Raw genomic sequence first — 23578 nt, forward strand, 5'->3', positions numbered from 1 at the left:
GCGACGCGGCGCGGGGCCGGACGACCCCCCGTGGGGGTGCCGTCCGACCCCGTGCCGCGCGGATGTGGAACCGCTGCCCGGGTCTCCCCTAGGCGGGCTGGGCCACCTTGACCGCGGCACGGGCCGCGTCAGCCATGATGTCAAGCCCGGCGGTCAGTTCCTCCTCCGTCGCGGTGAGCGGCGGAAGAAGTTTCGCGACCTCGTCCTCGGGACCGGAGGTCTCCAGGAGCAGCCCGCGGTCGAACGACTCGGCCGCGAGCTTCTTGGCGATGCCGGTCTGCTCGAAGGCCAGGCCGCGGGCGAGGCCGCGACCGCGCACGTGCGCCCCGAAGTCGGAGTGCTCGGCGGCCATCTCCCCCAGGCGTGCGGCGACCATGTCGCCCTTGGCCTTGGTGGACGCGGAGAAGGCGTCGTCGCTCCAGAAGCGCCGCAGCGCCTCGGCTCCGGTCACCATCGCCGGGTTGAACCCGCGGAAGGTGCCGTTGTGCTCGCCCGGCTCCCACACGTCCAGCTCGCGCTTGAACAGGGTGAGCGCCATGGGGAGGCCGTAACCGCTGATGGACTTGGACAGCGTGACGATGTCCGGGGTGATCCCGGCCTCCTCGAAGCTGAAGAAGTCCCCGGTGCGGCCGCAGCCCATCTGGATGTCGTCGACGATCATGAGGATCTCGTACTCGCGGCAGAGATCGGAGAGCTCGCGCAGCCACTGGGCGCTGGCGACGTTGATGCCGCCCTCGCCCTGGATCGCCTCGACGATGACCGCGGCCGGCTTGTCCAGACCGCTGCCGCTGTCGTCCAGCAGGCTGCGCAGCCACAGGAAGTCGGGCGTGCGCCCGTCGAGGTAGTTGTCGAACGGCATCGTGGCCACGTGGTCGAGCGGTACGCCCGCGCCGCCGCGCTTCATCGAGTTGCCGGTGACGGCCAGGGCGCCCAGGGTCATGCCGTGGAAGCCGTTGGTGAAGTTCACGATCGTCGAGCGGCCGGTGTACTTGCGGGCCAGCTTCAGCGCGGCCTCGACCGCGTTGTTGCCCGCCGGACCGGGGAACTGGATCTTGTAGTCGAGACCCCGCGGTTTGAGGACGATCTCGTCGAAGGTCTTCAGGAACTCGCGTTTGGCCACGCTGTACGCGTCGAGGCTGTGGACGATGCGGTCGTCCGTCAGGTACTCGATGAGCGAGGTCTTCAGCTCGGGGTGGTTGTGCCCGTAGTTGAGCGAGCCGGCTCCTGCGAAGAAGTCGAGGTAGGGCTTTCCGGTCTCGTCGTAGACATGGCTTCCGACCGCCCTGTCGAAGACGACCGGCCAGTTCCGGCAGTATCCGCGGACTTCGGACTCCAGGCGCTGGAAGGTCTCCATCGTGTGTACCTCGGTTCCTTTCCCCAGGTTCGTGGGCTCATGGCTTGGACGACGGGGTGGGTCGGGATCGGTCGTTCCGGTGCGGATGGTCGGTCACGCCCCTGACTCGGGTTGGTCGAAGGGGCCGATGCGTACCAGGTCCTCGGGCTCGTGGGGGGTGTCGCCCTCCTGGGGGAAGTGTTCCCCGGTCAGGAGCGGACTCCACACGACCCCGGCACCCCGGTCCCGGGCGAACGACGCGAACAGTGCGCGCGAAGCGGTGTTGTCGGGTGTGACGGTCGCTTCGAGGTAGCGCAGACCACGGTCGGTGATCCGGTCACCGATGAAGTCGAGCATCCGGCGGGCCAGCCGCTGTCCGCGGAACGCGGAGTCGACGGCGACCTGCCAGAGGAAGTACGTGTCGGGGCTGTCGGGACGCACATACCCGGTGACGTAGGCCGCGACACGGCCCTCGTCGTCGCGGGCGACGACGCTGGTCGCGGAGAAGTCACGGCACCAGAGTGCGTAGGCGTACGGGGAGTTGACGTCCATTCCCGTCTCCCGGGCCAGCCGCCACATGTGCGGCCCGTCCTCCGGGGAGGGGTGCGCGAGGCACACGTCCCCACGGCCCGCGGCCCCTGTGGTCTCAGGACTCTCGGCCCCGGTGTCAGTACGGTCGCGTGCTTGGAGGTTCGTTCGTAGATGTGGCACGTCGATCGAACTTAGCGAACGAATGTCAATGAGGTTCCGGAGAGATTCCGCGCAGATGTTTCGGGAGGTTCACATCGGGTATGGCCCGTCTATTTAACAGCGAACCAAAGCCCTGACCAGGGCTTTCGAGGAGCGTCCCGGGGGCGCGCATTCCGCCGTCCACGCCCCGTCCATCAGGCGGTTCGGCGAGCGGGCCGACAGTGTGCGGCGCGCGGCGGCGGAGCCGTCGCCTCGCGCGGCGGCCGCCCGACAGGGTCAAACATAGAGCCTTACCAAGCAATATTAAGCGTGCGTTAAGTCACATCAATTCGGTGGGAACCTCGCGACATAACGTCCGGCCGGATGGCGGCTCAGGTCACACGCTACGCGCCGGGGCGCAGAAATAGGTCTGTGCGCTGGAATTTCCTCCACCCCCTCCCGCACCGGAACGCCCGGCGCACAAGGCCCGTCGCGCGCCCGTCCCCGGCGGGGCGGAGCGCTGACACGGACGAACGTCCTTGATGATTCGGCGGATTTCGAGCAGACTCCGTGTAGTACGACCTCATGTAGTACTACACTTAGTCGCATCGCTTCGCCGCAGTTCCACCCGGTCGACGGGAACGCCAGCGGGGCGGAGAACTTCCGGCCCGCCGTGGGAACACGGCGCGGCCCACGGACCATGGACCAAGCCACGGATCGGAGGCGCCCCGTGAACCGTCTGTACCACGAGAGCGAGGACTGGGTCGAGCAGGGCACGTGCCGCTCGTACGACCCGGAGATCTTCTTCCCGGTGAGCAGCACCGGGATCGGGCGCGCCGACACCGAACAGGCCGTCGCCGTCTGCCGCAGCTGTACTGTTCGCCAAGAGTGCCTGCGGTGGGCCCTTCGTGCCGGGGAGGCTCACGGAGTCTGGGGTGGCACCACCCCCGAGCAGCGCCGCTACATGCGGCGCGAGCTCGTACCGGCCAGTTAGCGGACCCGCGGGTCCGCCGGCGCGGGAAGGCCGCGAGGGGCGACGGAGGAGGCCGCCGGGAGCGCGGGGGACCGCGCCCGGTGGCCTCTTCCATGTCCGCCCCTCCCGCACTCCTCTCCCCGCCCGCCCTACCGCCCGGAGGGCCGCCGGTCCGACCGAAGCCGTGAGGTGCCGAACCGTGGAGTACCGCCCCGCGCCGTACCCGGTCGCGACCGGAGAGGCGCGATTCTCACCTTTCGGGGATCTTGCGGCCCCTCGGGGCACGGCCTAGGTTCGTTCACGTGCGACCCGCCCATGGCACACTCCGCCTCACACGCACGGCGTCCCTCGCCGCGGCGTGCACGGGGCTTGCCTGGGGCGGCCACAACCTGTGGGCGGAGGTACCCGCCTCCACGGGCGGGTTCGCCGCGGCGACCGCGGTGCTCTTCCCCGTGCTCTGGATCTTCACCCGGTCCATGCGCGGCTTCGGCGACATCCTCGCCGTCATGGCGACGGTCCAGATCGTCCTGCACCTCGTCCTCCAGGGATCGGTCGACCCCGCGTTCGGCACCCTCGACACCGGCGCCGGCCACACCGGCCACGGGCTCCTGTCGCACACACTCGGCTTCGCCCCCGGCATGCTGCTCGGGCACCTGTGGGCCGCGCTGCTCGCCTCGGCCCTGCTCGCCCACGGCGAGGCGGCCCTGTGGTTCCTGGCCGCCCTGCTCGCCCGCGCCCTGCCGCCGCTGCTCGTCCCCGACCTCGCGTTCGACGCCCCGGGACCGGTCCGGTGCCCGGCCCGGTCACCGGCGCCCTCCCCCGCCGCGCCCTCGGCGCACCGGCCCCGCGGGCCCCCCGGTTCGTACGCACTCGCCGCCTGAGAGGCCCGCACAGCGCGGAACCCCCGTACGGGAGGACCCGCGCACCGGGCGCGAACCGAACACGAACGCTGAGAGAAGAACATGACCACCACCAGCAGCACCCCCGTCCACGCGACCGGGGCCGCTCCCCGCCTGCTCCCGCGCGCGGCCGCCGCCCTCCTGGCCCCCCTGGCCGCCGTCGCCCTGGCCCTGGCGCCCTCGCCCGCGCTGGCGCACGACGTGCTGACCGGGTCCTCCCCGGAGGACGGCGAGACCCTGGAGACCGTCCCCGAGGAGGTCGTGCTGACCTTCAACAACGCGCCGATGGAGGGCGGGAGCGGCAGTGCCGTCGTCGTGACGGGACCGGACGGGGAGACCACCTACGAGGACGGGGAGCTCACGTTCGACGGCGTGGACGTGTCCGTGGCGCTGAGCCCGCTGGACCAGGCGGGTGAGTACACCATCGGGTTCCGTGTCGTGTCCTCCGACGGCCACCCCATCCAGGAGAGCCTGGCGTTCACGGTGACGGAGGAGGCCGTGGCGGCCGCGGCCCCCGAGCCCGAGGAGGGCGGGAGCGAGTCGCCCGCCGCCGAGGAGGCCGACGAGCCCGCCGAGGAGCCCGCGGCGGAGGAGGCCTCCGCCGAGGAGACCGACGAGGGCGGCGTCTCCCTGGCGGCGCTGGCCGTGGTGGCCGTCGTCGCGGTCGCGGGCATCGGAGCGGTCGTGCTCGTCCTCGCCCGCATGCGCAACCGCCCGGGTGGCGACCGGAAGTAGGGGGAGCGCGGACCCGCGCGGTCCGTGAACGGCAGGGGCCCGTACACCTCGCGGTGTACGGGCCCCTTCGCGTTCGTCCCCCGCCGGACCGGATCCCACGGGCAGGACCCGTCCCCGACGTGTGCCGGGGCCGGACTCAGACGCGGCGGGCCAGAAGGATGCTGATGTTGTCCTTGCCGCCGGCCTCCATGGCGGCCTGCCACAGGGCGTGCACGGCGGCCTCGTCGCTGCCCGCCTCCGCGATCATCCGCTCCATCTCCTCGGGGATGACGAGGTCGGACAGCCCGTCGCTGCACATGAGCCACGCGCTCGGGTCGGCCGCGTCGTCGCGCCCCACGTGCGGGACCATCGAGCCGCCCGAACTGCCGCCCAGGGACTGGGTGATGAAGTTGGTGGTGACCGGACGGCCGTCCTCGGAGGGAGGGAGCGCGGGGGAGTCGTCCTCGGAGAGCTGCCTCAGGCGGCGGCCCTCCAGGCGGTAGGTCCGGGAGTCTCCGACGTTGAACCAGAAGTTGCCGTCGCTGTTGAGCAGGACGCCAGCGACCGTGGTCCCCATCCCGGAGAACTCGGTGTGCTGGAGGGCGTGGTCCTTGATCTCCTCGTCGATGTTGCTCAGCAGTTGGGCGATCTCCTCGGGGCCGTTCAGCCGCGGCCCCATCTCGGCCATGCGGTGCACGGCGTGCTCCGAGGCGATCTCTCCTGCGGCCTGTCCGCCGATCCCGTCGGCGACCGCCAGGATGACGGGCTCGCTCACCGGCAGCACACAGCGGACCGGCGAGGTCATGTTCGCACTGGCGACGGTGAGAGCACCCATGACGACGGCGTCCTCGTTGGCGGGGCGGATAGCGCCCCGGTGCGTGAGGGCCGTGACAATGACTTCCCCACCAGCGACACCCATACGCCCTTCCTCCCGTTTCGTCGGCCGTGGCCGGTTGCCCGGCGCCACGCGCCGGACCTTGGTCGAGTCCCGTTCAACGTCTGGATTCTGTAACCGTACCGACCTACTGCTGGAGTCGGTCAAAATCCGCGTACATCATGGCGGAAAACACCCGGATATGCAGTTCCCGCACCGGTTCCGGCCGACAAAAGTGCTGTGACGGATGTGCCCCCGGTGTGTGTCGCGGCCTTCCGTGGTTCCGGTCTGACAGTAGCGGCGTCCACGCGCGCCCGACAGGGCCGATCGGCCGGTACGGAGAACCCGCAGCGCACAGGGGGTCCCGGGGCATTACGGTCCGACCCGAAGGCGCGTTGGGGCATGGTGCGAGATCGGCCCTACGTTGTCCGCCCTCAAGGCTTCTGGCAGAATGGGGCCAGTTGGGTGTCTAAGACGCAGACACACACGACCCGCCCCGTGCGCCGCGACTCCGTCGCGCCCCGGTGGTCCTCGATCTCCTTCGACGGTCGTTTGGTGTGATCTCCGTGCGTCTGCCCTTCCCTCTTTCCTCCCTCGGCCCGCCCCGCGGCAACCGTGCGCCCTCCGTGCGTACGGTCCTCAGTGCTGCCGGGCGCCCACCACCCGCTGTGCCCGGGCGCTCCCTCACCGTGCGCCCGCCCTCCCCAGGACCGCACAGCCACCGTCCCGCCCGAGGGGATTCCGATCCCCGCTCCGGAGTCACCTCGGGCGTTCGTACCTACGACGGGCACCGTTCTTGCCCAAGGAGTCCAGCCCAGTGAAGATCGCGATGATCGCCGAACACGCCAACCCGCTCCCCGCCCACCGGGGCGAGCCCGCCTGCCCGGCGAGCCTGCACGTCTGCGCGCTCTCCAGGCAGCTGGCCAAACTCGGTCACAAGGTGACGGTCTACTCCCGCCGGAGTGACCCCGCCCAGCCCGACGGGCGCACCCGGATGGCACGGGGGGTCTCCGTCTCCTACCTCGACGCCGGCCCCGCCCGGCCGCTCTCCGCCGAGGAGCACGCCGAGCACACCGGCGCCTTCGGCACCGCCCTCGCCGCCGTCCTGGACGAGGACGCGCCCGACGTCCTGCACGCCATCGGCTGGACCAGCGGCCTGGCGACGCTGCACGCCCAGGCCCACAGCGAGGGCGACCAGAGCGGCACTCCCCTGGTCCAGACCTTCCACTCCCTGAACGCCAGCGAACAGCGCTCCGGCCTGGCCCACCACCCGGAACGCGCCCGCATGGAGACGATCCTCGCCTCCCGCGCCGACCACGTCCTGGTCAACTCCACCGACCAGCAGGGCGAGCTCGCCCGCCTGGGCGTGCCCCGCCACCACGTGAGCGTCGTCCCCTTCGGCGTGGACGCCGACCACTTCAGCATGGAGGGCGGCACGTCCACCGAGCACTGGACCTCCCGGCGCGAGGAGCGCGCGAGGCTGGTGTCGGTCACCTCCCTGACCGAGGCGGGCGGCGCCGACCGCCTCGTCGAGGCCATGACCCGCCTTCCCGAGGCCGAGCTGCTGCTCGTCTCCACCGCCGAGGACCTCGACGTGGCCCTCGACGAGAACGCCCGCAGGGTCGAGCTCCTCGCCAAGGAGGCCGGGGTCGACGACCGCGTCCACCTGGTCGGACCGGTCGAGCGCAAGGAGCTCCCGCGTCTGCTGCGCTCCGCGGACGTGTATGTGTCCGCGGCCTCCTACGACCCCTACGGCGGGGCCGTCCTGGAGGCCATGGCCTGCGGCCTGCCCGTCGTGGCCACCGCGACCGGCGCGACCCCGGGGGCGGTCCTGCACCGCACCAGCGGCGTGCTGATGCGGTTCGGCCGGCCGGACGAGGTCGCCCGCGCCGTGCGCGCCGTGCTCAGCACGCCGACCATGAGCACCGCGTACGGGATCGCCGCCGTGGACCGTGCCCGCTCGCGGTTCACGTGGCAGCGGATCGCCGTGGAGACCGCCATCGCCTACGACCGGTCCCGCCCGCAGCAGGTGGAGGACGAGGGCGCCGACGGGGGCGAGGTGGGCGGCCTCCTGCTGTCCGGGGCGACTCGCTGATCCGTGTGGTCTCCCACTCCCAGCGCGTGTCCGCGCCCCGAGTCCGGCGGAGCCCTCTCCGGGCGGCCGGGGCGCGGAGCCGTGCGCCGATGACCTTCGAGCACCAGGGACTCCTCTTCCACGACGAGAGGTGGTTCCTCGACACGGCCCGGGAGCGGCTGCGGTCCGCGCTGGGCGGGAACGCCCACGCGGTCCTCGCCGTCTCCGAGGCCCGCGCCGCCGTGCTCGTCGGCTCCCTGACGCCGTCGGAGGGAGCGCGCGTCCACGTGGTCGACAGGGACGGGCTCTACGAGGCCCCTGGGCGCGCCCTGGCGGCCCTGCACCGCCTGACCCTCACCCACGAACCCGTGACGCTGGTGGCGGAGCCTCCGACCCCTTCCGGGTCGGCGATGGAGTCACGCGAGTGGCAGCGGTTGGAGTCGGTCATGTGCACGGCACTGGCGCCGCTGCGCCTGCGACTGCTGTGCGCCTACGACGCACGGGCCCTCGCGCCGGGGGCCCGTGCGTCGGTGCGCGTCACCCACCCGACGCTGGTCGGCCCCGACGGCCCCCGCCCCAACCCCGGCTACCTGGGGACGGCGGCGTTCGGCGCCAGGCCGGACACGCCCGCCCCCCTGCCCGCCACCGGGCCCGTGCACCGGTTGGAGATCGGGATGTCCCTGCCCCGGCTGCGCCGCGAGCTGGCGGCCCTCTGCGCGTTCCTGGGGATGGCGCCGCACCGGGCCGAGAGCCTGGTGGTGGCCGTGAACGAGTTGGCCGCGAACGTGCTGGAGCACGGGGCGGGCAAGGGCTCCGTCAGCGTCTGGCGGGGGCCCGACCGGTGGGTGTGCGACGTGTTCGACGAGCACGGGGGCCTCGCCGACCCGCTGGCGGGCTACCGCCCCGCCGACAGCATGCGCCCGCGCGGGTACGGGCTGTGGATCACCCGGCAGAGCTGCGACTTCATGGAGATCAGCGGGACCGCTGAGGGTTCGACGGTGCGGCTGCACTTCGTGGACGGGCTCGGCGCTCTCAGCCCCTGAGACCGTCGACGGCCTCGGCGGTGGTCGGCAGGATCGGGATGACCTGGTCGATTCCCGCTATCACGAACAGGCGGTTGACCTGCTGCTGCGGCTCGGCGACCACGAATCCCACGTCCAGGTCCCGGCCTCGCCGGTAGGCGGCGACGAGCACCCCGATGCAGCGCGAGTCGCAGAAGCCGACCTTGGCGAGGTCGACCACCACGCCCCGCGGCAGGTCGGCGGCCAGGACGTCCTCCAGGACGTCGGCCAGTCCGGGAGAGGTCACCGCGTCCATCTCCCCCACGGGCGTGACGACGACGACGTCATGCTCGCGACGGATCGAGATGTCTGACGTCACGGTCGATTCTCCTTGTCGCTGCGGGTCGGAGCCTCATCATGGCGGTTTTCGATCACGCTCGGGACTCGTCACCCGCCGTGTTCTCCATGACGAGGTCCCTGGCCACGTCCACAACCCGTTTGCGGTTGCGCTGAGCAACCTCCCGCAAGGCGGCGAAGGCCGTGTCCGCGTCGCAGCCGCGCGCGTGCATGATGATGCCCTTGGCCTGGTCGATGAAGGTGCGCGCGGACATCGCGCGGCGCATGTGCGCGGTCTCCCGCGCCACGTCGGCCCGGCGCCCGACCGCGTGCAGGGCCGCGGCGGCGTGCTCCGCCAGCAGGGCGGTGAGAGGGGCGACGACTCGCTCGTCGAAGGCGTCGGCGCGGCCGGAGTGCACCCCGAACGTGACCACGCGGTCGTCGCCGGCGCCGTCTCCGAGCAGCAGGCTGGGGAGGGTGAGGGAGGAGCGGTCGCCGCACTGGACCGCCATGCTGGTGTAGCGCGGCCAGCGGTGGGGTTCCCGGAGCACGTCGCCGACGCTGACGCGGGTCATCTCCCGGACGGCCTCCACGGTCGGTCCCTGGTCGGTCGTGTACTGGTGCTCGAAGGCGAGCGAGAGGTCGTCGTGGGAGGCGCCGTAGTCGGTCACCACGTGGCGGGCCGACCCGTCGGGCCCCTCGACCTCGCTCCAGACCACCACGAGGGCGGCCGAGCATCCGGGGACCCCGATGGCGGCGGCCCTGCTCATCTGGTCGATGGCGCGTTCGAGGGTGGTGTTCTCCGCCTGTCCGAGCGCACCGATGTCGCGGGCCAGGCGTTCGATCCACACAGGACGGCCTCCTTCCGCGTCCGGGGCACGTCCACTAACCGTAACCTTGGGGATCACGGGCCCGGACATCCGGGAGAGACCAGCCACGACGGGAGACCTGAGCGTGCCGGAGAACCTCGCCGGGCTGCAACGGGAGACCACTGCTCTCAGTGAGCGAATAGTTGCCCTCCGAAACACGCACACCATGTTCCCGGACGACGCCGAGGGGACCGCCGAGGCGGCCCTGGCGGAGCTGGAGTACGCGGAGCGCCTGCTCAACGACGCGGGGGCACAGCTGACGCGGGCTCACAGCCAGCCCGGGCCGCGCCGCCAGCACGACGAGGACCGGACACTGCTCCGTGCGGTGTTCACGGAGCTGAGCGTCCCGGTCGTCCTGCTGGACCACGAGGGGTACGTCCGGCGGATCAACAACGCGGGCGCCGCCCAGCTGGGCAGCGCGCCCGGCTATCTCACCGGGAAGCCCTTCGCCCACTTCGTGGACCTGCGCAAGAGGGCCGCGATGCAGTCCTGGCTCGCGGCCGTCCTGCGCGGTGACGGGCAGGCCTCCCTGAGAACCAGGCTGGCGCAGCGGGGGTGGGCGGAGGACGTCCACCTCACCCTCACCCGCGTGGAACTGCCCACCGAGCCCAACCCCCTGGTCCTGGTGGCGATGGCGCCGCCGATGCCCGGCGCCGAGGAGGAGGGCCCCTCCCCCCTCGAACCGGAGGTGGAGGACCAGGTCGTGGTCCTCGCCGCGCGTCGGCTGGACGTGCTGACCCGTATGACGCGGCTGCTGCTGCGCTCCGCGGGTCCGGGCGGGGCCGGGGAGCCGCTCGCCCTGGCCGACGCCGCGGACCTGCTCGCCGACTCCTACGCGGACTGGGTGATCATGGACGTGTGCGACCTGCCCACCGACCCCGGGGTCGCCCGGCGCGCCGTCGTCGCCGGCCCTCCCGACGCGGCTCCCGGGCTGCGGGAGGAGGTCGAGGCGGTGGCCCCCGGCGGGTCGGACATCCCCGGCGAGGTGCTCGGCCGGGGCCAGTCGCTGCTGTTCCCGCTCATCGAGGACGAGTCGGTGCTGGGGGCGGCGGCGTCGGGGGCTCCCCTCCTGGCGGTGCTCGGGGCAGGGTCGCTCCTGTCCGTCCCGCTCCGGGGGAGCCGGGGTGTGCGCGGCGCGCTCACCCTGATCCGCCGCAGCAACCGGGGCAGCTTCCGCCTGGCCGACCTCGGCCTCATCGAGGAGATCGGCGAGCACATCGGGCTCGCGCTGCCTCCCCGCCCCTCCGCCTGACCCTCCGGGGGCGGCCCCCCGGCGGGCGGACGCCCTCCACGGCCGCGGCGGCACAGCCGACCGCACCGCCGCGCGGTCCCGGCGGGGCGCCCCGGGGGCGCCGCCGGGGCGGCGCGGGACGGGCCGCCGGCGGGTGCCGGTCGCGGGCGGGACGCCCCGGCGCCGGTGCGGCCGGACCCGCGACGTTCGCGGCTACTCGGGACCGTGCAGGGTGTCCACCAGCGTGCTCAGCTGCGACACCGAGCGGTCCATCCGGCGCACGCCGTTGACCAGCGGCTGGTCCACGTCCTGGTAGTTGGTGACGATGTGCTCGCGCAGCTCGGCGAGGTCGGACTGCACCTGGCGGGCGCGCTGTGCCAGCTGTTCGGCCAGCACCTTGCCCGGCTCCCCGGTCTCCTGTCCGAGGTCCCGCTGGAGCGCGCGGGCCTGCTCGCGCATCTGCGCCTTGAGCTGGTGCAGCTCCACGAACACCTCGACCTTGGAACGCAGCACCCACGGGTCGAACGGCTTGAGGAGGAAGTCCACCGCGCGCGACGCGTAGCCGCGGAAGACCTGGTGCCGGTCGATCTCCTGAGCCGTCAGGAAGATGATCGGCACGTCCTTGGTCTTCTCGCGCTGCTTGATGTGCGCGGCGGTCTCGAACCCGTCCATCCCCGGCATGACCACGTCGAGCAGGATGACCGCGAAGTCGGTCCCCAGGAGGTGCTTGAGCGCCTCCTCTCCGGAGTTCGCTCGGACCAGGTTCTGGTCGAGGGACGTGAGTGCGGCCTCCAGCGCGATCAGGTTCTCGTCACGGTCGTCGACGAGAAGGATGTTGGCCTTCTGGGTCACTGAGGGTTACTCCAGGTCTTCGGTCGGGGTGCTGGTGCCAGTGTCCCCGTTCGGGTCGGTGTTATCCCTGGTACTGGTGCGGGTGTTGTTGCCGTTACCGGTCGTCGCGCCATTCTGCCCGGTCCGCGGGTCCTGCGCGTCCTCGCCCCCCGGCTCGCCTCCTCCGGAACCCCCGGTTCCGGTGCCACTGGACGCCGCCTCGGCGGCGTCCTGGGCCGCCGCTCCGGCGATGGTCTCCTCGCGACCCGCGGTGAGCCAGCGCCTCATGACGTCCAGGAGGTGGTCCAAGTCGACGGGCTTGGTCACGTAGTCCGTGGCGCCCGCCGCGAGGCTGCGCTCGCGGTCCCCCTGCATGGCCTTGGCCGTGAGCGAGATGATCGGCAGGTCCACGAACTGCGGCATCTCCCGGATCCGCTGGGTCGTCTGGTTGCCGTCCAGCTCCGGCATCATCACGTCCATGAGGACCAGGGAGATGTCCTCGTTGGCCTCCAGCTTCGCGATGCCCGCGTGGCCGTTGTCGGCGTAGAGGACCTCCAGCCCCTGCGCCTCGAGGGCGCTCGTCAGGGCGAAGACGTTGCGCACGTCGTCGTCGACGATGAGGACCCGCTGGCCCGCGAGGACCGCGCGCCGCTCGGGATCCGTGCGCGCCTCGACCTCCTTCGGCTCCTCAGCCTTCTCGTCGCCGGCCGGTGCGGCCGGTTCCGGCGCCTTGAGCACCGGGACCGTCGGCAGCGGCTCGTTGCCGATGTCGGTGAGGGCGGCCACCGCCGCGTCGAAGTCCTCGTCCGGCATGGCGAAGTCGTCGTGCAGTGCGACACCGCTCCCGGTACCCGGGCCGAAGGCGTCGGTGAAGGCGTCCACGTCACCGCGCCCGGCGTCCAGCATGGGCACCGTCGACGACGTGCCGACCGCCTGGTCGTCCCGGTCCCCGGCGTCCTCGGGCAGGCGGACCGGCAGCAGCAGGGTGAAGGTCGACCCCTGGTTCGCGACGCTCTGCACCCGGATCTCCCCGCCCAGCAGGCGGGCGAAGTTCCGGCTGATCGACAGCCCCAGGCCCGTGCCGCCGAAACGCCGTGAGGTGCCGCCGTCGCCCTGGTGGAAGGCCTCGAAGATGACCTGGAGCTTGTCCTCCGCGATACCGATCCCGGTGTCCGCGACCGTGAAGGCGATGACCTCCTCGTCCTCCACGAACATCTCCAGGTCGGCGCCCTCCAGGGCCCACGCGGGCTCGATGAGGAGGCGTACCTCGCCCTGCGGCGTGAACTTGACCGCGTTGGACAGCAGGTTGCGCAGGATCTGCTGGAGCCGCTGCTCGTCGGTCCACAGCGTCCCCGGGATGTCCGGTGAGACGTCCACCGCGAACGCGAGCCCCTGCTCCCCCGTGACCGGGCGGAAGGTCGCCTCGACGTAGTCCACCAGCTGCCCGATGGAGACCTCGCTCGGCTGGACCTCCGCGCGGCCCGCCTCCACCTTGGACAGGTCGAGGATCTCGTCGATGAGCAGGAGCAGGTCGCTGCCGGCCTTGTGGATGGTCTGGGCGAACTCGACCTGCTTGGGCGAGAGGTTCTGCTCGCCGTTGTCGGCGAGCAGGCGCGCCAGGATCAGCAGGCTGTTCAGCGGTGTCCGCAGCTCGTGCGACATGTTCGCCAGGAACTCGGACTTGTACTTGGAGGAGACCTGGAGCTGGTGCGCCCGCTCCTCCAACGCGTTCCTGGAACGCTGGATCTGCTGGTTCTGGAGCTCGATCGCCCGGTTCTGGTTGGCGAGCTGGGTGGCCTTCTGCCGGAGTTCGGCGTTCTTGCCGCGCAGCTCCTCCTGCTGGCGCTGGAGCTCGTTCGAGCGCTCCCGGAGCTGGCTGGTGAGCTGCTGCGACTGCTCCAGCAGGTGCTCGGTGCGGTTGTTGGCCAGGATGGTGTTGATCGTGGTGCCGAGCAGGGCGACCAACTGCCGCAGGAAGTTCTTGTGGATCTCGCGGAACTCGCCGTAGGACGCGAACTCCACGACGCCGAGGGCGCGCTCCTCCGAGACGATCGGGAGGATGTACAGGTTGCGGGGCGAGGCCTCGCCCAGACCCGACTCGACCTTCACGTACCCGGGCGGGATGTTGCCCACCTGCTGTTCCACCTGCTGGGACAGGGCCTCGCCGATGAGCCCGACGCCCTTGCGGACGCGGCGCCGGCTCTCCCCCGGCTCGAAGCCGAAGCCCGCGTAGAACTGGAAGTTCTCCTGGTCGTCCTGGGCCTCGGGCAGGTAGCAGGCCCCGTGCTGCGCCCCGATGAGCGGCGTCACCTCGGTCATGATGAGGCGGGCCAGCTCCTTGAGGTCGCGGTGGCCCTGGATGTGGCCGGAGATGCGGGCGACGTTGGACTTGAGCCAGTCGGCGTCCCGCTGGGTGGCGGTGGTCTCGCGCAGGTTGGACACCATCAGGTTGATGTTGTCCTTGAGCTGTTCCATCTCACCGCGGGCGTCGACCTGGATGTTGCGGGTCAGGTCGCCCTCGGCGACGGCGCTGGCCACCTCGGCGATCGCCCGCACCTGGGTGGTGAGGTTGCCCGCCAGTCCGTTGACGCTGTCGGTGAGCTGCTTCCACGTGCCCGAGACGCCGTCGACCTTGGCCTGGCCGCCCAGCTGCCCCTGGCTGCCCACCTCGTGCGCGACGCGGGTGACCTCCGTCGCGAACGCCGACAGCTGGTCCACCATCGTGTTGACCGTCGTCTTGACCTCCAGGATCTCGCCCTGGGCGTTGACGTCGATCTTCTTCGTGAGGTCGCCGGCCGCGACCGCCGTCGTCACCTCGGAGATGTTGCGCACCTGGGTGGTGAGGTTGTGCGACATCGAGTTGACGTTCTCGGTGAGGTCGTTCCAGATGCCGGACACGCCCTTGACGTTGGCGCGACCGCCCAGCTTGCCCTCGGTTCCCACCTCACGGGCCACGCGCGTGACCTCGTCGGCGAACGCGGACAACTGGTCGACCATCACGTTGATGGTGTCCTTGAGTTCGAGGATCTCGCCCTTGGCGTTGACCGTGACCTTCTTGGTCAGGTCGCCCGCGGCGACCGCGCGCGTGACCATGGAGATCTGGCGCACCTGGTAGGTCAGGTTGTTGGCCATGGAGTTGACGTTGTCGGTCAGGTCCTTCCAGACCCCGGACACGTCGCGGACGTGGGCCTGCCCGGCGAGCTTGCCCTCCGTGCCTACCTCGCGCGCCACGCGGGTCACCTCGCTGGCGAAGGAGTCGAGCTGGTCCACCATCTTGTTGATGGTGTCCTTCAGCTCCATCATCTCGCCCTGGGCGTCCACGGTGATCTTCTTGTTGAGGTCACCGGCGGCGACGGCGGTGGTCACCTGCGAGATGTTGCGGACCTGGTAGGTGAGGCTGTTCGCCATGGAGTTGACGTTGTCGGTCAGGTCCTTCCAGATCCCCGACACGCCCTTGACGTTGGCGCGACCGCCCAGCTTCCCCTCGGTACCGACCTCGCGCGCCACGCGCGTGACCTCGTCGGCGAAGGAGTCGAGCTGGTCGACCATGGTGTTCACGGTGTTCTTCAGGGCCAGCATCTCGCCCTGGACGTCGACCTGGACCTTCTGGGTGAGGTCGCCCCGGGCGACCGCCGTCGTCACCTGCGAGATGTCCCGCACCTGGTTGGTCAGGTTGTCCGCCATCGAGTTGACGTTCTCGGTGAGGTCCTTCCAGATGCCCTGCACGCCGCGCACGTTGGCCCGGCCGCCGAGCTTGCCCTCGGTGCCCACCTCGCGGGCCACCCGGGTGACCTCGTCCGCGAACGTGGACAGCTGGTCCACCATCGTGTTGACGGTGTCCTTGAGGTCGAGCATCTCGCCCTGGACGTCGATGGTGATCTTCTTGCTCAGATCACCCCGGGCCACGGCCGTCGTCACCTCGGAGATGTCGCGGACCTGCACGGTGAGGCGGGACGCCATCTGGTTGACGGACTCGGTGACCTCGCGCCAGGCGCCGGAGACGCCCTCGACCCGGGCGGAGCCGCCGAGCTTGCCCTCGGTGCCCACCTCGCGGGCCACCCGGGTGACCTCCTCGGTGAACCCGCTCATCTGGTCGGCCATGCGGTTCACGGTGGTGGCCAGACGGAGCAGGTCGCCCTTGAGCTCTCCGCGGCGGCCGTCGGTGGAGGCGCGTCGGCTCAGCTGGCCCTCGGCGACCGAGTCCAGGACCTGGGCGACCTCGGTCAGGGGTTCGGCCACCTCGTCCAGGAGCTCGTTGAGGGCCTGTGCGCTCTCGCCCCACGCCCCGCGGGAGGGGTTGACGTTGACCCGCTCGTTGAGCCGCCCCTCGTCGCGGACCACGTCGCCGACGCGTTGCAGCTCCTTGCTGAGCTGTTCGCTGTGGTCGACCACCTCGTTGAAGACGGAGGCGATCTCCCGGACCGTGCCGCTGCCGCGTTTCCTGAGGCGGACGCTGAAGTCGCCGTCGCGCATGCGGTACAGGGCACGCAGAATCTCGTCGAGCTGGTCGTCGGCCACCAGTTCCTTGACCGCCTCGGGCATCGGACCCCCTCCTCAACCTGCGTTGCCGCCTCGGTGTCCCGCCGGGGCGCCCGCCCTGCCGGTCCGGACCGCCGTCGGGGCGGGCCGGGCCGTGGCGGAGGCTCACGGACAGGGGGTGCGCGGTCCGTCCCGCGTACCCTTGGTGACACCCCGTCACGCTACCCGCGCGAAGTACCACCCGAAAGAAGCGGATGTGTCGACTTACACTAACCGGCCGGGATGGGGCGGACGGGCGGGTTCGCCATGTTGGGCTCCCCGCTCCCGCACGGAGCCCGGCAGCGCGCCGTCGCCCCGTCTGCCCCTCACCGGGGGGCCGGGGCGGTGTCACGGAGTGCGGCACGCGCGGTCCGGTGATTCGGTGGTTCTGCTCGATACCTCGGGATCCGACCGCGTACGCACGCGTATCGTGTCAGTGACCACCTCCCCCGCTCCCGTATCCAGCGACGAAGGACACTGACGGCTTGCCAGCACACGACGCGTTGAAGGTCGCTCGACGAGAGTTCCCTCCTGCCCCGGAGACCGCGGCCGCTGCCCGTGAGTTCGTTCACGACACCCTCCTGTCCTGGGGCGTTCCCGATCCGTTCGACGACGTGATCCTGCTGGTCAGCGAACTGGTCACGAACGCCGTCATCCACGCGCGGTCGCCCCTGGACGTGACCGTGCGCCGCGCCGAGGGCGCGACCGAGGTGATGGTCACCGACTCCGCGCCGGAGCGGGCCGTCCCTCAGGCGGGCCCGCTGGCCGTGGACACCTCGCCGTCCAGGGACAACGAGCGCAGCGGCGGACTGGGGCTGGCACTGGCGTCCGCGATCGCGTCCAGCTGGGGCGTGAGCTACGGGCGCAACGACAAGGCGGTGTGGTTCCGGATCGAGGACTCCCCCGGCGAGCACCCCTCGCTGGAGTCGCCCCAGGTGCGGCGGGGTCCCGCCCGTCCGGTGCGCCCCACCCCGTGGTCGGCGCTGGACGCCGCCCTCAGCTCCCGGCTGTCCCTGCCGCAGCTGCTGGAGCGCACCGTGGAGTACGCGGCCACCGCCCTGGGCGGGGATGCCGCCTACATCACACTGGCGACCTCCGACGAGACCATGTGGGAGGTCCGCGCCGCCGTCGGGCTGACCCCGGGCGGGGCGCCGTGGCGGCCGCTGCGCGTGCGCACGGAGGAGACGTTCCCGTCCGCCGCCCCCGAACCGGGCGCGGTGATCAACGACGACCTGATGATCGCCCGCACCGGCCGCGGACGCCTGTCGCGCGCCGGGATGCGCTCGCTGGTGACGGCGCCGCTGATCGTGGACGGCCGGGTGGCGGGACTGCTCGGGGTCGCCTCCAAGCGGGCCAGGCACTTCGGCCCGTCGGCCTCCAAGCGGCTCCAGGAGGGCGCGGACCTGATCGCGCTGCCCGTGGAGCGCTCACGCCTGGCGGAGGTCGAGCTCAACCGGCGTGCGTCTCTGAGCTTCCTGGCCGAGGCGAGCGACCTGCTCGCGGGCACGCTGGACGAGCGGATGACGGGCGCGCTCGCCGCCCAGCTGATCACCTCCCGGCTGGGGCGGTGGTGCTCCATCCACACCACCAACGAGCTGGGCAGTTCCCAGCTCACCCACGTGGTGCACGGGGACGAGAACTACAACGACGTCCTGAGGGCTCTGCTGATCGGGCTGCCCCCGCGCGAGCAGCGCGAGCCGCAGCCCCTGTGGTCCCCGGCCGAACTCGCGGAGGAGGGGCTCGACGAACAACTGGTCCGCGAGCTCGCCAGCGGCCCCGCGATCAGCGTCCCGCTGGTCGCGCACGGCCGCGCGCTCGGCCGGATGACGATCGGCAAGAACGAGGCCGACGACTTCACCCGTGAGGAGGTCGACGTCGCGGACGACCTCAGCCGCCGTGTGGCCTCCGCCATGGAGAACGCGCGCCTGCACGAGAAGCAGGCCGCGATGAGCAGCGCCCTCCAGCGCAGCCTCCTTCCCGCGAAGGAGAAGGAGCCGGTGATCCCGCACGTGGACCACGCGGTGTTCTACCGCCCCGCGGACGAGAAGAACCAGGTCGGCGGCGACTTCTACGACGTGTTCGCGGCCAGCGGCCGCTGGTGCTTCGCCATCGGCGACGTGTGCGGGACCGGCCCGGAGGCCGCGGCGGTGACCGGCCTGGCCCGGCACACCCTGCGCGCCCTCGCCAAGGAGGGGTTCACCCCGTCGCACATCATGCAGCGGCTGAACATGGCCATCCTGGACGAGAACACCTCCACCCGCTTCCTCACCATGCTCTACGGGGAGATGACCCCGGCCACCGACGAGGGCGGCGGCATGAGGGTGCGGATGGTGTCCGCCGGGCACCCGCTGCCGATGCGCCTCAACCAGAAGGGCGAGGTGGAGAACTTCGGGACCTCGCAGCCGCTCCTGGGCGCGTTCGAGGACGTGGGCTTCACCACGGAGAGCGTGGACATCCGCCCGGGCGAGGTGGTCCTGGCGGTGACCGACGGCGTCACCGAGCGGCGCAGCAACATGGACATGCTCGGCGACGAGGGCCTGATGGAGATCTTCTCCGGCTGCTCCGGCCTGACCGCGCAGGCGGTCATCAGCCGGATCGACCGCGAACTGGAGGAGTACGCGCCGGGCGGGCACACGGACGACACGGCCATGATGGTGCTGCGCTTCCTGTGACGGGACCCCGGGGGTGACGGCCGGGCCCGGTCGCGGGGAGGCCGGCAACCCCGGCCCCCCGCCCCTCCGTCACAGCCAGCCCATGTCCTGCGCCGTGCGGATGGCGGACATGCGGTTGTCCGCGCCGGTCTTGCCGATGGCGTTGGAGAGGTAGTTGCGGACCGTTCCCTCGGTCAGGTGGAGGGAGGCGGCGATCCTGGCGACGGTGGCGCCGTCGGAGGCGGCGCGGAGCACCTCGGCCTCCCGGTCGGTCAGGGGGCTCTCCCCTCCGACCATGGCGGCGGCGGCGAGGTCGGTGTCGATGTAGCGCCCGCCCTCGTGGACGCGCCGGATGGCGCCCGCGAGCTGGTCGACCGGGGCGTCCTTGGCGAGGAACCCGCGCGCCCCGGAGGCGAGGGCGCGGCGCAGGTAGCCGGGGCGGCCGAAGCTGGTCAGGATGACGACCCCGCAGGCGGGGGCGCTCGTCTTGAGCCGCGCGGCGACATCGAGGCCGGTGGCGCCGGGCATCTCGATGTCCAGGACGGCGATGGAGGCGGCGTGTTCGAGGACCGCGTCGACCACCTGGTCGCCGCGGCCGACCTGCGCGACGACCTCCAGGTCGTCCTCCAGGCCGAGGAGTGCCGCGATGGCCCCTCGGACGAGGTGTTCGTCATCGGCCAGCACGATCTTGATCAAGGTCGGCCCTTCTCACGTGTAGCGGGGACTGCGGCGCGGTATCGTTCCGGACATTGTGGTGCATACGGTTCTTGCAGGTACGAGAGGTCGGCGCGCCGCGGGAGTCGGCCCCCGCGGCGGCTCCGGGAGCGCCCGGCCCCACCGGCGCCCGGTCCCCGCTCGCGCCGAGGACTCGAAACCCTGGTATATCGGGCTCTCACCCTGTTCTAACCCATGCCGCCCATGATGGAGTCCGTCCGCTAGACATCGTCCCGCCAGTCGGAGGATGAGTTGAACCCCAACGAACCGAGTACAGGTACCGAGCACGGTGCGGCGACCGGGAACGCCCACCTTCCCGCCGAGCCCGCCGACCCGCAGGTGCCGTCCGGTCGGGAGGGCTCCTCCACAGACGACGGGGCGCACGTTGAGCCCGTACCCGGCGGGGAGCACGGGGGTGTTCCCGCCGGGTACGACGACCAGCCGTCCGCGGCGCCGGCAGCCGAGGGTTCCGGGTTCCCGGAGGACCGGGGCCCGGGCCTCGGGGCCGAGGGCGCCGGACGGCAGGACGCGTCGCCGGAGGGGAGCGCCGGCCGCTCCTTCGCGGTCGAGCAGCAGCCCGCGCGGTACGCGGAGAACCCGGGCCAGGCGCACCCGGGCCATCCGGTGCAGCACGCGGGGACGCACGCGACCGGGACCGGTCCGCGCTTCTCCCCGCCCGAGCACCCGCCGCGGTGGGCCACGGGGCCCAACGAGGCGGACCGCGCGTCGTACACGTTCCCGCCGAACGTCGGCGGCCCCGGCGGCCCGGCGGGCGGCGCGACCGACCAGTTCGCCGCCCACCAGGGCGGCCACGGCCGGCCGTACGGCGGACCGCAGGGGCCCGTCGGCCCGAACGGCCCGGGGGGACCCGCTGTGCCGGGCGGCCCGGGCGCCCCGGGCGGACCGCCCTACGGTGACGGTTCGGCTTTCGGCGGGGGCGGCCACGGCCAGCCCCCGTACGGCGCCTCGGTTCCGGGACCGGTACCCCCCCGCAAGACGAGGCGGGGCGGCCGGGTGGTGGCGATCGCCGCCGTGACCGCACTGGTCACGAGCCTGATCGTCGGTCCTGCGGCGGCCCTGGGCACCGCCTACCTGTTCCCGAACGGACTGGGCTCCCCGGCCAGCTCGCTGACCGGCGAGCAGGGCAGCACGGCCACCGAGGGCGCGGTCGGCGACGTCGCCGAGAGCGTCCTGCCCAGCGTGGTGTCGATCCAGACCGCCAACGGCGGCGGCAGCGGCGTGGTCATCTCCTCGGACGGCCAGATCCTGACGAACGCGCACGTGGTGGAGGCGTCCCAGGGCGGAGCGCTGGAGGTGCTGTTCAACGACGGGACCTCCGCGTCCGCCGAGGTGCTGGGCGCCGACGCGGTCTCCGACATCGCGGTCATCCAGGTGGAGGGGCGCAACGACCTCGAACCCGCCACGCTCGGGGACTCCGAACAGGTCGGCGTGGGCGCGGACGTGGTCGCGATCGGCTCCCCGCTGGGGCTGTCCGGCACGGTCACGACGGGTGTGGTCAGCGCCCTGAACCGGCCGGTGAACACAGGGGCGACCGAGAACGGCGGCGGCCAGACCTCGACGGTGATCAACGCGATCCAGACGGACGCGGCGATCAACCCCGGCAACTCGGGCGGTCCCCTGGTCAACATGGCCGGTGAGGTGATCGGCATCAACACCGCGATCGCGGGGATCTCGCAGGACAGCGGTTCGGTGGGGCTGGGCTTCGCGATCCCCATCAACCAGGCCCGTCCCATCGCCGAGCAGCTGGTCGAGAGCGGTAGCGCGAGCTACCCGGCCATCGAGGCGACCATCACCAACAGCCGGGGCGGCGGGGCGGAGATCGTGGAGGTGACCGACGGCGGCGCCGCGGACGAGGCCGGACTGACGGCGGGCGACGTGGTGGTGTCCGTGGACGGTCAGACCGTCACGACGCCCGACCAGCTGATCGCGGAGATCCGCTCCCGCCAGCCGGGCGAGGAGGTCACCTTCGGTGTGGTGTCCGGCGGCAACGGCTCGCCGCAGGACGTGCCCGTCACGCTCGGCGAGCAGAGCTCGGCGTCCGTCGAGAACGAGGCGGAGCAGGACGGGGGGAACTGAGCGAGCGCGGTCTCGGTCCCTCTCCACGGGGCGCTCCCAGGGCTTTCGGCCCGGGAGCGCCCCGTTCCCGTTCTCCGGTCCCTCCCGTCGCGGACACACGTCGGGACGGCGGGGCGGATCACCGGCCGTCGGCGGCCCGGAGTCCCTGGCGGTGGCTCCCGCACCCGCGAGCGCGTTCATCGGCCGGACGCCGCCGCTGCTCCTCCTGGAGCGGCGACCGGACCGCCGGCGGGCAGGCAGCGCCCGTGCCCCGCCTCTCCCGAAGGTCACCGATCTGCCACATCACGGTGCGCCTGGGCACAGGATTGAACACGAAGAGTATTCTTCTGTGCGCCGTGTGCTGTCTGAGCGGTCGCTCCCCGGTCACCGGAAGGTCGACGACGGTCTACACGGGTGGGCCACACTCGTGCCCACGCGGCGACCCGACAGCCAGGAGAACCGGTCCATGCCCACGTCCTTCGCTTCCGCATCCCCCACGCCGGCGGAGCCTCCCCGACGGGGCGGCGGCCCGGAGCGCCGCCCCCGGGTGCTGATCGGTACCGACACCTACCCTCCGGACGTGAACGGCGCCGCCTACTTCACCGCGCACCTCGCCCACGGGCTGGCCGGGCGCGGCGCGCGGGTGCACGTGGTGTGCCCCTCCCCGGAGGGGGCGCCCCGCACCGTGGAGCGCGGCGGGGTGGTGGAGCACCGCCTCCGCTCGATGTCCTCGCTGGTCCACGGGAGCGTACGGCTCGCGGTCCCGCTGGGGGTCCGCGGGCACCTCGACCGGCTGCTGGAGCGGCTGCGGCCGGACGCCGTGCACATCCAGAACCACTTCCTCGTCGGCCGGATGCTGGCGTCGGCCGCCCGCGCCCGCGGGGTCCCCGTGGTCGCGACCAACCACTTCATGCCGGAGAACCTCTTCGACTACGTGCGCGTTCCCGGGCCGCTGCGCCCGTACGCCGCACGGATCGCCTGGTGGGACCTGGGGGCGGTGCTGTCCCGGACGGAGCACGTGACGACGCCGACCCCCGCGGCAGCCGGGCTCCTGCGGGAGCAGGGGTTCACCAAGCTGGTCGAGCCGGTCTCCTGCGGAATCGACCTGGCCCGGTTCAGTCCCCTCGACGGCGGGGCCGCGGCCAGGCGGCGGCTGCGCGACCGGCTGGGGGTCCCGGACCGGACGACAGTGCTGTTCGTGGGCCGGCTGGACGAGGAGAAGCGCACCGAGGAGCTGGTGCGCGCGGTGGCCCGGATGCCCGGTGTCCAGCTCGTGCTGGCGGGGGACGGTGCGTTCCGGCGGAGGCTGGAGGAGCTCGCGGTGTCCGAGGGCGTGGCGGACCGGGTGCTGTTCCTCGGGTTCGTACCGCACACCGACCTTCCGGACGTGTACCGGTGCGCGGACGTGTTCGCCATCGCGGGCGTCGCCGAGCTCCAGAGCATCGCGACCCTGGAGGCCATGGCGAGCGGTCTGCCGGTGGTGGCGGCGGACGCGATGGCGCTGCCGCACCTGGTGGAGGAGGGCGCCAACGGGTACCTGTACCGGCCGGGCCGTGCGGAGGAGCTGGCCGCGCGGATCGGGGACGTGGTGGAGGACGAGGGCGAGCGCCTGCGGATGGGCGCGCACAGCCGGGTCATGGCCTCGCGACACCGGCTGGAGGACTCCCTGGCGCGGTTCGAGCGGATCTACCTGGAGGCCGCGGACGGGGTGGTCGCCCCGGCGCCCGCGGCGTTCACGGCACCCGCCCCCCGGTTGGGCGGGACCGCCCGGGGCTGACCGGGGCGCGGGGGTTCGCGGGCAGGCGGCCGAACGCG

17 protein-coding genes are annotated in these 23578 nt (G+C 72.0%); 9 read left to right on the forward strand and 8 right to left on the reverse strand.

The features are described from left to right. Nucleotides 1–88: 88 nt before the first annotated feature. Complete coding sequence (gene ectB, locus Q8791_RS01935; RefSeq protein ID WP_330089814.1) at nt 89–1354, reverse strand: diaminobutyrate--2-oxoglutarate transaminase; 1266 nt, start codon at nt 1352–1354, stop codon at nt 89–91. 93 nt (nt 1355–1447) lie between these two features. Continuing rightward, on the reverse strand, nt 1448–1951 hold the full coding sequence (gene ectA, locus Q8791_RS01940; RefSeq protein WP_330090128.1) for a diaminobutyrate acetyltransferase: 504 nt from the start codon (nt 1949–1951) through the stop codon (nt 1448–1450). Nucleotides 1952–2732: 781 nt separating this feature from the next. Here ectA and Q8791_RS01945 point away from each other — a divergent pair. The 3 genes from Q8791_RS01945 to Q8791_RS01955 all read left to right on the forward strand — a co-directional run bounded on the left by Q8791_RS01945 (nt 2733) and on the right by Q8791_RS01955 (nt 4609). Next, on the forward strand, nt 2733–2996 hold the full coding sequence (locus tag Q8791_RS01945; protein ID WP_330089815.1) for a WhiB family transcriptional regulator: 264 nt from the start codon (nt 2733–2735) through the stop codon (nt 2994–2996). A 281-nt stretch (nt 2997–3277) separates the two neighbouring features. Next, complete coding sequence (locus tag Q8791_RS01950; RefSeq protein WP_330089816.1) at nt 3278–3856, forward strand: copper resistance protein; 579 nt, start codon at nt 3278–3280, stop codon at nt 3854–3856. An 81-nt stretch (nt 3857–3937) separates the two neighbouring features. Then, nucleotides 3938–4609 (forward strand): copper resistance CopC family protein, encoded by a 672-nt coding sequence (locus Q8791_RS01955; protein WP_330089817.1) that lies wholly within the window; start codon nt 3938–3940, stop codon nt 4607–4609. A 136-nt stretch (nt 4610–4745) separates the two neighbouring features. On the opposite strand, the gene Q8791_RS01960 is transcribed toward Q8791_RS01955, so the two are convergent. Then, nucleotides 4746–5507: a PP2C family protein-serine/threonine phosphatase gene (locus Q8791_RS01960; RefSeq protein ID WP_330089818.1), complete on the reverse strand. Its 762-nt coding sequence runs from the start codon at nt 5505–5507 to the stop codon at nt 4746–4748. A gap of 772 nt (nt 5508–6279) precedes the next feature. Here Q8791_RS01960 and Q8791_RS01965 point away from each other — a divergent pair. Together Q8791_RS01965 and Q8791_RS01970 are read left to right on the forward strand one after the other, a co-directional pair. After that, a complete protein-coding gene (locus Q8791_RS01965; RefSeq protein ID WP_330089819.1) occupies nt 6280–7557 on the forward strand; it encodes a glycosyltransferase in 1278 nt (425 codons plus the stop codon). Between the two features lie 89 nt (nt 7558–7646). Further along, nucleotides 7647–8579, forward strand: a complete 933-nt coding sequence (locus Q8791_RS01970; protein ID WP_330089820.1) for an anti-sigma factor RsbA family regulatory protein — start codon at nt 7647–7649, stop codon at nt 8577–8579. Here Q8791_RS01970 and Q8791_RS01975 read toward each other — a convergent pair. Continuing rightward, entirely contained in the window at nt 8569–8916 is a 348-nt protein-coding gene (locus Q8791_RS01975; RefSeq protein WP_330089821.1) for an STAS domain-containing protein, read from the reverse strand. The genes Q8791_RS01970 and Q8791_RS01975 overlap by 11 nt on opposite strands. A 52-nt stretch (nt 8917–8968) precedes the next feature. Further along, nucleotides 8969–9724 (reverse strand): ANTAR domain-containing response regulator, encoded by a 756-nt coding sequence (locus Q8791_RS01980; RefSeq protein WP_330089822.1) that lies wholly within the window; start codon nt 9722–9724, stop codon nt 8969–8971. Nucleotides 9725–9827: 103 nt separating this feature from the next. Here Q8791_RS01980 and Q8791_RS01985 point away from each other — a divergent pair, with 103 nt between their 5' ends. After that, nucleotides 9828–10994, forward strand: a complete 1167-nt coding sequence (locus tag Q8791_RS01985) for a PAS domain-containing protein (RefSeq protein WP_330089823.1) — start codon at nt 9828–9830, stop codon at nt 10992–10994. 192 nt (nt 10995–11186) lie between these two features. Here Q8791_RS01985 and Q8791_RS01990 read toward each other — a convergent pair whose 3' ends face one another. Together Q8791_RS01990 and Q8791_RS01995 are read right to left on the reverse strand one after the other, a co-directional pair. Continuing rightward, a complete protein-coding gene (locus Q8791_RS01990; protein WP_330089824.1) occupies nt 11187–11825 on the reverse strand; it encodes a response regulator in 639 nt (212 codons plus the stop codon). Between the two features lie 6 nt (nt 11826–11831). After that, nucleotides 11832–16346, reverse strand: coding sequence for a HAMP domain-containing protein (locus tag Q8791_RS01995; RefSeq protein ID WP_330089825.1), 4515 nt, complete (start codon nt 16344–16346; stop codon nt 11832–11834). A gap of 479 nt (nt 16347–16825) precedes the next feature. On the opposite strand from Q8791_RS01995, the gene Q8791_RS02000 reads away from it, so the two are divergent. Then, nucleotides 16826–18994, forward strand: a complete 2169-nt coding sequence (locus Q8791_RS02000; RefSeq protein WP_330090129.1) for a SpoIIE family protein phosphatase — start codon at nt 16826–16828, stop codon at nt 18992–18994. 69 nt (nt 18995–19063) lie between these two features. Here the strand turns inward: Q8791_RS02000 and Q8791_RS02005 are convergent, their stop codons facing one another. Beyond that, a complete protein-coding gene (locus Q8791_RS02005) occupies nt 19064–19669 on the reverse strand; it encodes a response regulator transcription factor (protein ID WP_330089826.1) in 606 nt (201 codons plus the stop codon). 270 nt (nt 19670–19939) lie between these two features. Here Q8791_RS02005 and Q8791_RS02010 point away from each other — a divergent pair, with 270 nt between their 5' ends. Next, nucleotides 19940–21784, forward strand: a complete 1845-nt coding sequence (locus Q8791_RS02010; protein WP_330089827.1) for a S1C family serine protease — start codon at nt 19940–19942, stop codon at nt 21782–21784. 445 nt (nt 21785–22229) lie between these two features. Next, nucleotides 22230–23540 carry a glycosyltransferase gene (locus Q8791_RS02015; protein WP_330089828.1) on the forward strand — a complete coding sequence of 437 codons (1311 nt, stop codon included), beginning with the start codon at nt 22230–22232 and terminating at the stop codon, nt 23538–23540. The last annotated feature ends 38 nt before the right edge of the window (nt 23541–23578 follow it).

Origin of the sequence: Nocardiopsis codii, from assembly GCF_036327455.1 — a bacterium.
In the GTDB taxonomy this organism is placed as follows: domain Bacteria; phylum Actinomycetota; class Actinomycetes; order Streptosporangiales; family Streptosporangiaceae; genus Nocardiopsis; species Nocardiopsis codii.

Coding starts and splice junctions, on each gene's coding strand:
- Q8791_RS01970 (WP_330089820.1), top strand. CDS start 7,647: ATGACCTTCGAGCACCAGGGACTCCTCTTCCACGACGAGAGGTGGTTC.
- Q8791_RS01995 (WP_330089825.1), bottom strand. CDS start 16,346: ATGCCCGAGGCGGTCAAGGAACTGGTGGCCGACGACCAGCTCGACGAG.
- Q8791_RS01960 (WP_330089818.1), bottom strand. CDS start 5,507: ATGGGTGTCGCTGGTGGGGAAGTCATTGTCACGGCCCTCACGCACCGG.
- Q8791_RS01955 (WP_330089817.1), top strand. CDS start 3,938: ATGACCACCACCAGCAGCACCCCCGTCCACGCGACCGGGGCCGCTCCC.
- ectB (WP_330089814.1), bottom strand. CDS start 1,354: ATGGAGACCTTCCAGCGCCTGGAGTCCGAAGTCCGCGGATACTGCCGG.
- Q8791_RS02015 (WP_330089828.1), top strand. CDS start 22,230: ATGCCCACGTCCTTCGCTTCCGCATCCCCCACGCCGGCGGAGCCTCCC.